Annotated in this window: 10 protein-coding genes and 1 riboswitch; of the genes, 5 read left to right on the top strand and 5 right to left on the bottom strand. The window is 68.3% G+C overall.

All coding sequences use genetic code 11. The features are described from left to right. Positions 1-13: 13 nt before the first annotated feature. On the bottom strand, positions 14-1,093 hold the full coding sequence (locus EP757_RS12835) for a Gfo/Idh/MocA family protein (RefSeq protein WP_127545460.1): 1,080 nt from the start codon (positions 1,091-1,093) through the stop codon (positions 14-16). 76 nt (positions 1,094-1,169) lie between these two features. Between EP757_RS12835 and EP757_RS12830 the strand changes: the two genes are divergently transcribed. Next, positions 1,170-2,645, top strand: a complete 1,476-nt coding sequence (locus EP757_RS12830) for an MFS transporter (protein WP_127545457.1) — start codon at positions 1,170-1,172, stop codon at positions 2,643-2,645. Positions 2,646-2,699: 54 nt separating this feature from the next. Here the strand turns inward: EP757_RS12830 and EP757_RS12825 are convergent, their stop codons facing one another. The 4 genes from EP757_RS12825 to EP757_RS12810 form a co-directional block, all read right to left on the bottom strand. After that, a complete protein-coding gene (locus EP757_RS12825; protein ID WP_127545454.1) occupies positions 2,700-3,344 on the bottom strand; it encodes a response regulator transcription factor in 645 nt (214 codons plus the stop codon). A gap of 50 nt (positions 3,345-3,394) precedes the next feature. Further along, the gene (locus EP757_RS12820; RefSeq protein WP_232050485.1) at positions 3,395-4,282 is read right to left on the bottom strand and encodes an NAD-dependent epimerase/dehydratase family protein; all 888 of its coding nucleotides are present in this window, start codon (positions 4,280-4,282) and stop codon (positions 3,395-3,397) included. A gap of 180 nt (positions 4,283-4,462) precedes the next feature. Beyond that, positions 4,463-6,445: a glycosyl hydrolase family 28-related protein gene (locus EP757_RS12815; RefSeq protein WP_127545449.1), complete on the bottom strand. Its 1,983-nt coding sequence runs from the start codon at positions 6,443-6,445 to the stop codon at positions 4,463-4,465. 108 nt (positions 6,446-6,553) lie between these two features. Then, a complete protein-coding gene (locus EP757_RS12810) occupies positions 6,554-7,507 on the bottom strand; it encodes a LacI family DNA-binding transcriptional regulator (RefSeq protein WP_127545446.1) in 954 nt (317 codons plus the stop codon). Between the two features lie 98 nt (positions 7,508-7,605). Here EP757_RS12810 and EP757_RS12805 point away from each other — a divergent pair, with 98 nt between their 5' ends. The 4 genes from EP757_RS12805 to EP757_RS12790 all read left to right on the top strand — a co-directional run bounded on the left by EP757_RS12805 (position 7,606) and on the right by EP757_RS12790 (position 12,312). Next, positions 7,606-8,457, top strand: a complete 852-nt coding sequence (locus tag EP757_RS12805) for a hypothetical protein (RefSeq protein WP_127545443.1) — start codon at positions 7,606-7,608, stop codon at positions 8,455-8,457. Between the two features lie 31 nt (positions 8,458-8,488). After that, a riboswitch (S-adenosyl-L-homocysteine riboswitch) is annotated at positions 8,489-8,567 on the top strand. A gap of 17 nt (positions 8,568-8,584) precedes the next feature. Further along, positions 8,585-10,045 (top strand): adenosylhomocysteinase, encoded by a 1,461-nt coding sequence (ahcY, locus tag EP757_RS12800; protein WP_127545441.1) that lies wholly within the window; start codon positions 8,585-8,587, stop codon positions 10,043-10,045. Between the two features lie 51 nt (positions 10,046-10,096). After that, complete coding sequence (locus tag EP757_RS12795) at positions 10,097-10,612, top strand: DUF4142 domain-containing protein (RefSeq protein ID WP_127545438.1); 516 nt, start codon at positions 10,097-10,099, stop codon at positions 10,610-10,612. A gap of 50 nt (positions 10,613-10,662) precedes the next feature. Next, positions 10,663-12,312: a Na+/H+ antiporter gene (locus EP757_RS12790; protein ID WP_127545435.1), complete on the top strand. Its 1,650-nt coding sequence runs from the start codon at positions 10,663-10,665 to the stop codon at positions 12,310-12,312. Positions 12,313-12,470: the final 158 nt, after the last annotated feature.

Genomic DNA, 12,470 nt, shown 5'->3' with positions numbered 1-12,470 from the left:
AAGCCTGCCGAGCTTAGTGCCTGGCCGACGCCTCGATCGCCTCCAGCACTTCGGCGGCTCGGACGGCGTCCGTGAGCCCGGGACCCAGCGCCACCCCCGACGTGATCGAACGCAGGAAGAGCGACGCCTCGATCACCTTCAGGTCGTCGTAGCTCATCGCGATCGCGGCGCCCGGCTGGAACGCGCCGAACTCGCCGTCCCCGGGGCCCGCGAAGATCGTGGCGTCGCCGACGCGCAGCTCGCCCATCCGGCGGAAGTCCCAGGCCAGCACCCCGGCCGTGCCGTGGATCGTGAAGCCGTAGGCGTTCGGCGAACCGGTCGCCACCCGGCTGGCCTCGCACGAGACCCGGGCGCCGGACTCCAGCTCGAACAGCGCCCCGAACCAGTCCTCGTTCTCGACAGCGGCCAGTTCGCCCGTACCGCGCTGATGGCCGGAGGTCACCGCCAGCGGGCGCCGCCGGCGTGGAATGAGGATCGCGGTGGCCGCGGAGGTCGAGACGATCTCACCGAGCAGATGCCGGATCAGGTCGACGGCGTGCGACCCGAGATCCCCCAGTACGCCGTTGCCACCGCGTTCGCGCTCGAACCGCCAGGTCAGAGCGTCGTCCGGGGAGGCGGCGTAGTCGCTGCAGAAGCTGAACCGGGCATGCGTCACCTCACCGATCTCCCCCGCGGCGAGCAGCGCCCGTGCTTTCACGACGGCGGGCGCGTGCCGGTAGTTGAAACCGACGGTGACCTGGCCCGGGCCGACGATGGCGCGGGCGTCGGCGGCGCGGAGGCCGACCGGCTTCTCGATCCACAGATGCTTGCCGGCGGCGGCGACCGCGGCGCCGATCTCCCGGTGCAGGAAGTTCGGCGCGGTGACGCTGACCGCCTCGATCCGCGGATCGCCGAGCAGCTCGCGCCAGTCCATGGTGGACGCCGCGAACCCGAACCGCCGCGCGGCCGAGGCGGCCCGGCCGGGGACGTCGTCGGCGACCGCGATCAACTCCGGCGCCGGGAGGTCGGGGTAGTGGTGGCGGACCCGCGCGTAGGCCTGCGTGTGGACCCGGCCCATCCAGCCCATTCCGATCACGGCGACACCAAGAGTCATCACGAACCTCCGCGTGCGTAGCTGTGAGGTTCCTGGGTATCACGTGGTCAATGTCACTCGATATGGAGGGGCGTCCATGACATCAGACACGGAACAGCGCACCATCCGCAGCCTGATCCCCGCGCGGATCGACCGGCTCAGCTGGTCGCCGTTCCACACCCGCATCATCATCGCGCTTGGCACGGCGTGGGTTCTCGACGGACTGGAGATCACCGTTGCCAGCGCCGTCGGCCCGGTCCTGGCCGAGCAGGAGACCTTGGCTTTGAGTTCGACCCAGGTCGGCCTCATTGCCACCGTCTATCTGCTCGGTGAGGTCTTCGGCGCTCTCTTCTTCGGCCGGCTCTCCGATGCCCTCGGCCGCAAGAACCTGTTCATCGTGACCCTGGCCGTCTACCTCGGCGGTAACGCGCTCACCGCCTTGACCTGGGGTAACGGTCCAGCCGCACTGGTCTTCCTGTATCTCACGAGATTCATAGCCGGAGCCGGTATCGGCGGCGAGTACGCCGCGATCAACTCCGCGATCGACGAGATGATGCCGGCGAAGTACCGCGGCCGGGTCGACATCGGTGTGAACGGCACCTACTGGGGTGGCGCGATCATCGGCACGCTCGGCACGTACATCCTGCTCAACAATGTGGACCTGAACCTGGCGTGGCGGATCGCCTTCCTGCTCGGCCCGATCATCGGTGTGGCCATCTGGGGTCTGCGCCGGCACCTGCCGGAGAGCCCGCGCTGGCTGGTCATGCACGGCCGCGAGGAGGAGGCCGAGGAGAACATCGCCCGGATCGAGCGGGCCGCCGAGTCCTCCGGCCAGACGCTGCCGCCGCTCGACGAGTCGAAGGCCATCGACATCAGGCCGACCAAGCCGCACGGCTATCTGTCGCTGCTCAAGGTGCTGTTCCGGCTCTATCCGGCCCGGTCGACGCTCGGCGCCACGCTGATGATCACGCAGTCGTTCCTCTACAACGCGATCTTCTTCACGTACACGCTGGTGCTCACGAAGTTCTACGGCGTCTCGGAGAAGGCCGCGCCGCTCTACCTGGTGGCGTTCGCGCTCGGCAACCTGATCGGCCCGCTCACCATCGGGCGGCTCTTCGACACCGTCGGACGGCGCAAGATGATCTCGGGGACGTACCTGCTCTCCGGGGCGCTGCTGGCGATCACCGCGTTCCTCTTCGACGCGGGCGCCCTCAACGTCGTGACGCAGACGATCGCGTGGAGCGTGATCTTCTTCTTCGCTTCGGCGGGCGCGAGTTCGGCGTACCTGACGGTCAGCGAGATCTTCCCGCTGGAGATCCGGGCGCAGGCCATCGCGGTCTTCTTCGCGATCGCCCAGTGCTTCGGCGCGATCGGGCCGGTCTTCTACGGCGCGCTGATCGGCGAAGGCGACGATCCGAGCAAGCTCTTCATCGGGTACCTGATCGGCGCCGCGGTGATGGCGGTCGGCGGCCTGGTCGAGGCGTTCATCGGCATCGACGCCGAGGGCAAGTCGCTGGAGGACGTGGCCACACCGCTGTCGGCAGTGACCACGCGTCCCCGGGCCACCGGCTAGTCGCCGAGGTCCGTCGCCCGCGTCCGGCAGATCACTGCCGGACGCGGGCTTCTCTCACAGGAGCCCGGCGCTTCCGGCCAGGGCCGCCGCCTCGGTCCGGCTGGAGACCTTCAGCTTGCGCAGCAGGGAGGCGGTCAGGCGTTTCACCGTACGTTCGGACACGTGCAGCAGCCCGGCGATGTCACTGGTCGACGAGCCACTCGCGATCAGCTTCAGCAGCCGGCGGTCCTCGTCGTCGAGGTGCGCGGCGACCGGGTGCGGCGGCTGCGGCCGCGCCTGTTCGAGCAGCGTGGCCAGCAGCGCCGGCGGCACCACCGACCAGCCTTCGAGGGCGGCGAGCAGAGGTTGCCGCAGATCGGTGACGTCCACCGCGCGCCGCAGCACACCGGCCGCGCCCGCGTGCAGCGCCTCCACCGCCGGGTTCGGATCGGTGTCGTCGGCGAGGGCCACGATCCGGGCCTGCGGCGCCGCCTCACGGACCAGAGTCACCGGGTGGCGGCCACCGCCCGGCGGGAGCATCGAGTCGACCAGCACCAGGTCCGGCATGGCAGCGCGCATGACGCTGCCGACCTTCGCCGCCTCCCCGGTCGTGGCCACGACGGTCGCTCGGCCGCCGCTGACCTCAGGAATCAACCCTTCCAAGGCGCGGACGAAGGCGGCGTGGCCGTCCACCACGACAACCCTGATCCCGTTCTGCATGAACGCGGATTGCCCGGATCGCGGAAAAGCATTCCTACGAAAATCCCATGTCAGCGCGGGTGGGCCGCCACGAACTCGGCGACGTACGCGTCGAGACGCCGCTCCGGGCGCCAGCCCAGCCCGGCCGCCTTCGTCACATCGGCCTGGCCCCGGGTCCGCTCCCCGCGCAGGGCCGGGAGCAGCACGAACTCGGTGCCGAACATCTTCGCGACGTCGGCGATCGGCCACTCCCGCCCGGTGCCGAGCAGGTAGCCGTCGCCGCTGCCCTGGCGGGCCACGAGCACGATGCCGCGGACGATGTCGTCGATGTGGGTGAAGTCGCGGGTCTGGGTGCCCGGGGCGACCACGGTGAGCGGCTCGCCGGCGAGGTACTGCCGCTCGAAGATGCCGATGACCGTCGCGTACTTGCCGTTGGTGATCTGCCCCGGCCCGTAGACGTTGTAGAAGTAGGTGATCGCGTAGTCCAGGCCGTACCAGTTCGAGTAGTTCTTGATGTACTCGATGTTCTTGGCCTTGGTCCACGCGTACGGGTTGAGGTTCTCGTCCTCACCGTCGTTGCCGAACTTCGAGCTGGACCCCGCGTAGATCAGCTTCGCGCCGTGGGCGGCAGTGAACTTCACGACCTCCTTCGTACCGAGAAGGTTGAAGTCCCAGGTCAGGTCGTGGTCCTCGAACGACTGCACGATCCGCGAGTACTCACCGAGGTGGAAGACGATCTCCGGGCCGGGGAGGCCCCGATCAGCCCAGATCTTCGCGATGTCCGCCGTCGAGCCGTCGATGTACGTCACCCGCGGGTCGTTGACGTGCGCTTCCGGCGAGCCGGTGAAGTAGTTGTCGAGCGAGACGATCGCCGCATCCGGGTATTCGGTCAGCAGCGACCTGACCAGGGCGCCGCCAACGAAACCGGCGCCACCGGTGACCAGCAGAGTTCGGCTCAACGTGTTTCCCATCTCCCGGTGCTCGAAGCGCCGACCAGGCTACCAAGCCCACCTTCCGATCCTGGATTCCCCGCCGTTCACCTTCGCAACATTCACCAGCCCCACGTCTACCACCCGAACGCCACCTCGCGGACAGCCGCCACCCTGGCGACTGTCCGCGAAGATCGTCCGGGGAGCCCGCTACCAGGCGGACGGGGCCGGGGGCGGGACGACCGGCGGGCGGTCGTCGCAGGTGATGACGTTCGGGACGAACGGCTGCAGCCAGCCGCCGTCGTTGCCACCGGAGTCGGTGAGGGCGAATTCGGATCCGGACGCCGGGAAGCCGAACCGGCCGCAGTTGTTCACACCGACCGCTCCGACGTTGCGGGCGTCCACGTTCGAGAAGGATGCGGATCCACCCGTACGAGCGCTGAGAACGCTCGTCCCCGTGCCGTCGATCCTGAGGTCCTCGAACTTGACGTCGTTGATCGAATAGAGGTCCTTCACCGGCCAGTCGGACACCAGCATGATCGCGTTGTAGGTGTTGTCCAGGTAGTGATCGCCGGTCACCCGCACGTCCGCGTCGATGCTGCGCTCCAGGGCGAACATCCAGATCGCGCCGAGGCCGATGTTCCAGTTCAGCTCGTACGTCCCGGCCCGCACCGTGGTGTTCCCGGTGAAGCGGAGGTACCCGGTGAACGGTTCAGCGCCGAACCGGGTGCCCGCGTGCAGGGCGCTGCCCTCCCGGACCGGGTCGGCGACCAGGTTGCCGGAGACCGTGATGTCGTCGCCGCCGTAGATCGCGATGCCGTTCGCCAGGGTCGGCGACTGGATGGTGTTCCGGTCGAACGTGTTCTGCGAGTTCGTGGTCTTCTCCGCCCACATGGCGAGCGCGTCGTCGCCGGTGTTGCGGATGAAGTTGTTGCGGACCAGCGAGTTCGTGACCCCGGTGTGGAAGTTCAGGCCGTCCGCGATCTGGTCCACGATCACGTTGTTCGTGACCTTCACGTTCGACATCGGACCGTCGAACCAGAGGCCGACCTTGGTGTGCTGGATGTGCAGGCCGTCGATCGTCGAGTCGCTCATCGCGCCGCCGACGCCGTTGACCTGGTCGGTGTCGATCCGCTCCCGGACGTCGCCCTGGATCGCGAAGCCGGAGAGGTGGACGTTGCGGCTGCCACCCTCGGCGGCGTCCTTGCCGTAGAAGCCGACCCCGGTGTGGATCGAGCCGTCCGGCGCCGGGCTGCCGAGCGCGACCTGGCGGCCCTTGATGATCGTGTACCAGTTGCCGGCGCCGCCGATGGTCACGTCGTCGACGACGATGTGCCGGTTCACCTGGAAGACACCCGGCGGCAGGTAGACCCTGCGATGCGTCTTCTTCGCGAACGCGATCGCCTTCTCGATGGCCGGCGCCGCGTCCTTCCGCCCGGTCGGGTCGGCGCCGAAGAGCAGCACGTTCACCGCGCGCGGATCGAACGACGGCGGTCCGACCAGCTCCGAGTCGAGCAGGTCGATCGTGGTGGGCACCGAGGAGGCGGTGAGCCGGATCTTGTCACCGGCGCGGTGGGTGCGGCCGAGCAGCAGCCGCTGCTCGTCGTAGAAGTGCGCGGGCCGGAACGGCTTGGTGATCACCGGCGCCGGCGTGGTGGCGGCCGGCACGCACTGGCACTCGGTGATCCACCAGTCCGGGTGCAGGAGGTCGGCCTGCGGGTCGTTGGTGAACGAATACTGGTTGTAGAGCCAGGAATACTGCGAGGTCAGCGTCATCGTCCGGGTGCCGTGCGCGGTCGCCACGGAGAGCGGCGCGGTGATCCCGCCACCGGCCGGCGCGTCCGGAATGCTGTACCGCACGGTTATGGCGTTCGCCGCGCGCGGCAGCGTGAACTCGACGAACTCGCCCGGGTCGAGGGTCACGGCGGAGCGGCCGGACGCCTCGGCGGGGAGGGTGTAGGCGGTGCGGTCCGGGCCGATCACCGTGCCGTTGGTGCGGGCGCGCTCGGCCTCCTGCTCGACGAAGGTGACGGTGGCGCCGCGCCCGGCGGTCAGGGACGGGTCGATGGCGGCCCGGGTGATCGTGGAGGTTCCGGAGGAGGAAGAGGAAAAGGCAGCTGCGGGGTACGCGGTCCCGGTCACGCCCAGAACCGCCCCGAGGAACAGGGCAGACCAGCGAGGTCGCACAGACATCGAGGGCTCTTTCTATCGGTGGTGAGCCGACGATAGATGCCCGGTGATCTAACTCACAAGGCTCAGTCAATGTATTTCGTGGATCTGCCCGTTTCTTGCAAGCGATCGTCAGAATGCGGCAGGAGGCACGTTGTACGGCGTGATCACCTGCACCGCCGACGGGTGCGATCGGATCGGCCCGGGCAGCGCGCCCTGCGCCCGCAGGATCGCGAGACAGGCGTTGCGCATGTCGGCCCGCAGGTCCTGATGCAGCACCGCGGAGATCCGATGGGTACGCAGCAACGCCACGTTCTCCTCGTCCAGCCCGTGCGCCACGAAGACGTCGTAGTTGCGGCGCTCCTCCGCGAACGCCGCCACGATCGCCTCGTTCCCGCAGGTGTCGGCCGAGTAGACGGCCCGGATCGACGGGTTGCGCCCGAGGATCGCGCGCAGCGGCCCCGGCTCCGGACCGGCCGTGATGATCCGCCGCGCCGGCAGCACCGACCGGAAGCCGTCCTCCCGCTCACCCCGCCCGTTGATCAGCAGCACGTCGCCGGCGCGCTCCGCGAAGAAGCGTTCCACCAGGTACGCCGCGGCCGCCCCGCTGTCGAAGTAGTCCACCCCGACATGCGCGATCCGCTTGCCGGCCGGCAGATCGGCGTTGAGCGTCACGACCGGCACCCCGAGCCGGGCCACCGCGTCGGCCACCTCATCCGTCGGCGGTGCCAGCACGATCAGGCCGTGCGAGCGGGACCGGCCGACCCGGTCCAGGGCCTGCACCAGGTCGGCCGGCTCGGTGGTGACGGCAAGGCGGGGCCGGACCGTGACCGGGACCTCGGCGAGCTCCGCGTCGAGGGCGGCCCGGACGGCGGCGCCGTAGGCGCGCGAGGTCGAGAGGACGACGTCGACCACGAAGGTACGGCCGGACTGCGACTGCTGCCGGTCCAGCTCGGCGATCGCCTGGTGCACCTGACGGACGGTGCTCTCCCGGACCCCGCCCCGGTTGTGCAGAACACGGTCCACCGTCGCCTGACTCAGCCCGGCGGCCGCTGCTATCTCGCGTATCCGATACGGGTGCTTCACGCCGTACAGAATGATGGGATTTTGATGTTTTATGGAAGGTCTTTGATGTTTTCTCGCTCCTTCGCGTGACGGTTTGAACCCCTCGGTAGGCTCCCGGAGTGCGCGTGATCTCCCGCTTGACCGACAGTGGCGTCGAGGTGTTCGACGCGGACCTCGCATTGCTCCGGACGTTCCCCGCCGATCCCGCGACCGAGGGATTCGCCGTGCCGGGCTCCCGCGACCGGCTGATCTACGCCACGGACAGTGCGGTGCGGCGCATCGCCCCGGACGGACGCGAGGAATGGCGTCTCGATCTCGGACGGCGCGGACCGGATGCCGGATTCGCCGAGACATCCGTCGCCCTCTCCGCCGACGAGTCGCAGGTCTGGGTCTACGCCCCGAACGGGATGGCCGGCCGCGATCGGGCCGACGAGTGGATCGTGCTGGACGCGGCGACCGGCACTCCCGTGACCCGGCACCCGCTCCCCACCAAGGGGCACGGCGGGCAGCAGTTCGCGCTGACGGACGGGCGAATGCTGCTGGACGTCGGCGAGGGGCAGGACGGCAGCCGGTGTTTCCTGGCCGGTCCGGATGGCGACGTTCGCGCGGTCGCATGGGGTTCACGGGTGATCGTCGGCATCTCCCCCGACGAGAAGCACGTCATGACGGTGAATCACGACCAGTCCGACGCCACATTCCACGATTTTTCCGATTTGTCGGGCGCAGGGGTCACTGTCGACGCCCCCGACGATCATCTGCTGGAGTGGACAGGCGGATATCTGACCGAAGACGTCGCGATCATCGTGCTGACCGACGACGACGATTCCTGGAAGCACCACCGGGTCGACACCAGGACCGGCGAAGTGCTCGGTGAGCTGGGAATCGTCACCGTCGACGAATACGATCTGCAGCCGCTCGGGGATGGGACATATCTCATCACCGATACCGACGGGACGCTTCGCCGGATGTGATCACGGCGCTGTTCGGCTAAAGTTGTCACGCCCGCCCGAGAGGCGCTGCAACGGACTTCCACGTCCGCCACGCTCGGCCGGGTTCGATGACGCAAGGGCGCCTCCTGAGAGGGAGGAGCCCTCTTTCATGAGTGACAAACTTCAATCCGTCAACGGTCTCGACTTCGCGGTCGCCGACCTCACGCTGGCCGAGGCCGGCCGTCACCAGCTGCGCCTCGCCGAGCACGAGATGCCCGGCCTGATGTCGCTGCGCGCCGAGTTCGGTGACAGCAAGCCCCTCGCGGGCGCCCGCATCGCCGGCTCGCTGCACATGACCGTGCAGACCGCCGTGCTGATCGAGACCCTGGTCGCCCTCGGCGCCGAGGTCCGCTGGGTCTCCTGCAACATCTTCTCCACCCAGGACGAGGCGGCCGCCGCGGTCGTCGTCGGCCCGACCGGCACCGTCGACGCCCCGGCCGGTGTGCCGGTCTTCGCCTGGAAGGGCGAGACGCTCGAGGAGTACTGGTGGGCCACCATGCGGCTCTTCGAGTTCAGCGACGGCCAGGGCCCGAACATGATCCTGGACGACGGTGGTGACGCCACCCTGCTCGTGCACAAGGGTGTCGAGTTCGAGGCGGCCGGCGCGGTCCCCGCGACCACCCCCGAGGACAACCACGAGTACTCGATCATCCTCGAGGCGCTGCGGACCAGCCTGGCCTCGTCGAAGGACCGCTTCACCAAGATCGCCGCTGAGATCAAGGGCGTGACCGAGGAGACCACCACCGGTGTGGCGCGTCTCTACAAGCTCGCCAAGGAGGGCACCCTGCTCTTCCCGGCGATCAACGTCAACGACGCGGTGACGAAGAGCAAGTTCGACAACAAGTACGGCATCCGCCACTCGCTCGTCGACGGCCTGAACCGGGCCACCGACGTGATGCTCGGCGGCAAGCTCGCCGTCGTCTGCGGCTACGGCGACGTCGGCAAGGGTTCCGCCGAGACGCTGCGCGGCCAGGGTGCCCGCGTCGTCGTCACCGAGGTCGACCCGATCTGCGCGCTGCAGGCCGCGATGGACGGCATGCAGGTCGTCCGCCTCGAGGACGTGGTCGGCGAGGCCGACATCTTCATCACCACGACCGGTGGCACCGACATCATCACCGTCGACCACCTCTCCGCGATGAAGCACAACGCGATCGTCGGCAACGTCGGTCACTTCGACGACGAGATCGACATGGCCGGGCTCGCGCGCGTCGAGGGCATCGAGAAGGTCGAGATCAAGCCGCAGGTGCACGAGTGGCGCTTCCCGGACGGCCACTCGGTGATCGTCCTCTCCGAGGGTCGCCTGATGAACCTGGGCAACGCCACCGGCCACCCCAGCTTCGTCATGTCGAACTCGTTCACCAACCAGGTGATGGCCCAGATCGAGCTCTGGACCAAGCCCGGTGAGTACGAGAAGCAGGTCTACGTGCTCCCGAAGCACCTGGACGAGAAGGTGGCCCGGCTGCACCTGGACGCGCTCGGCGTCCGGCTGACCACCCTCACCAAGAAGCAGGCGGAGTACCTCGGCGTGGACGTCGAGGGCCCGTTCAAGCCGGAGCACTACCGGTACTGATCGCTGCGAAAAGGGCCGTCCCACCCGGGGCGGCCCTTTTATTATGCGGTCATGCCTTTACGTCGCTTTTTTGCCGTTATCAGCGCTCTAGTCCTTATCGGCACGGGCTCACCGGCCCACGCTCGGCCGGTCAGCCCGGACGCCGACTTCCTCATCGCCGCCCACCAGGGCAACCTCGCCGAGATCGCGGCCGGGAAGCTCGCCAGGCGCAAGGGCGACACCGCGGCGGTCCGCCGGCTCGGGCGCCGGCTTGCCGCGTACCACCGCAAGCTCGACTCCGTCGTACAGAAAACCGCAATCGATCTTGATGTGACCCTGCCCGACCAGCCCAATTCCGAACAACAGACCCTCGTTCATCGGTACGAGGCCGCGTCCGGTGCGGAGTTCGACACCCTCTTCGTCGGCAGTCAACTGATCGCGCACGAACACGCCGTCAAGCTGGCCCGCGTCGTCCTCGACACCGGCACCGAACCACGGGTCTCCAAGATCGTCACCAGGGCGTTGCCGATGATCCAGAATCACCAGCGGGAACTTCTCGAGGCGCAGCAGAAATTAACTGAGCGTTAAACCACGACCTCGCCCGATGAAGGGGGCAGGTCAGCAGCGACAATGATCAAATGAATCTCGAGGAGATCCTGCTTTTCGCCCTGGGCGCGGTCGCCGTGATCGTCACGGTGCGCTGGGTCACCGAGAAGACCGGCCTCCCCGCGGCGGTCCTGCTCACGCTGATCGGCATTGCCTACGCCTACCTGCCGGGCCCCAACCTCGAGCTGGAGCCCGAACTCGTTCTGACATTCATCCTGCCGCCGTTGCTCTACAACGCCGCGCTCGATTCATCATTGCTCGACATCCGGCGCAACATGCGCACGGTGATCAGCCTTTCCGTGGTGCTGGTCCTGGTCACGGCGCTTCTGATCGGCCTCGGCTTCTCGCTCTGGGTGGCCGGGGCCACCCTCGCCGCCGGTGTCGCGCTCGGCGCCGCCGTCGCCCCACCCGACCCGGTGGCGTCACTCGCCGTCGGCCGGCGGGCCGGCCTGCCCAACAAGATGGTCACGCTGATCTCCGGTGAAGGCCTGCTCAACGACGCCACCGCGCTGACGATCCTGACCGTCGCGGTGACCGCGCAGGCCAGGGGCGACTTCAACTTCGACAACGCGGTCGGCCAGTTCGTCATCGCCGCGGCCGGCGGTGTCATGGTCGGTGTGGCGGTCGCCTACGCCGTGCGGTTCCTCAAAGCCTTCCGGGCGGACCCGCTCAACGCCAACGCCCTCTCCCTGATCACGCCGCTCGCCGCGTACCTGATCTGCGAGAACGCGTTCGTCCACCACTACGTCACCATCTCCGGCGTGCTCGCCGTCGTGGTCGCCGGCCTGATCGTCGGCCACGACACCCCGCGCTACACCACCGGGGCGAGCCGGCTGCAGACCAGCGCCGTCTGGCGTCTCATCGACTTCCTGCTGGAAGGCATGGTCTTCCTCCTGATCGGCCAGCAGGTGCCGGACGTGGTGGACGGCCTTTCCAAGTACGCCACGAGCACCATCGTCATCGCGCTCGCGGTAACGCTCGGTGTGGTCCTGCTGCTCCGCCCGCTCTGGCTGGTCCTCACCCAGTGGCTGCCCCGATCCCTGCACACCCGCCTCGGCGGCCAGAACGACGACGAGACCGAGGCCCGCGAAGTCCCGCTCACCGGCAAGGAGATCACGGTCCTCAGCTGGGCCGGCACCCGTGGCGTCATCACCCTCGCTGCGATCTTCACTCTCCCGGTCGGCTTCCCCGATCGCGAACTCCTGCACTTCTGCGCCATCGCCGTAGTCCTCGTCACCCTGGTCGGCCAGGGCCTCACCTTCGCCCCGCTCGTCCGCCACCTCGGACTGCGCGCCAACCAGACCGACCGGGCGCGCGAACGCAACGAGGCCCGCTCGGCTGCCGTCCGCGCCGGCCTGGAACGCCTCGACGACATCCAGGAACAGCAGCACGACAACGTCGAGGACGAGGCCATCGAGACGATGCGCAAACAACTCCAGATCCGCCTCGACCGCTACCGCCGCCGCCTCGACCTGCTCGAACAGGTCGATTCCAACGAGGTCCCGATCTCACCCCAGTACGAAGCAGCTCTGGTGGTCCGGCAGGCCGTCATCGACGCCGAACGCGAGGAACTCCTCCGGCGCCGGGATGCCGGCCACCTCAACGACGACAGTCTGCGGGTCCTCAACCGCGAGCTGGACCACGAAGAGCTGATCCTCCCCAAGCGCCACAAGGACCACTGACCGCACTATCCACAGCCAATCCACAACCAGCCGGTAACTTCCACCCCGCCCACGGCAGGTCCGGATGGGCGGGGTGTCCCCCCGGTGGGGTGCCGGCCGGCGCGAATAGGTACCGCCCGTTAGGCCCGTCCCGCGAGCCGTAACCCAACGACGCAGGC

The organism is Actinoplanes sp. OR16 (assembly GCF_004001265.1).
Lineage (GTDB): Bacteria > Actinomycetota > Actinomycetes > Mycobacteriales > Micromonosporaceae > Actinoplanes.
Note: the sequence above shows the minus strand (reverse complement) of the source record. Positions and strands in the feature narration are given on the sequence as shown.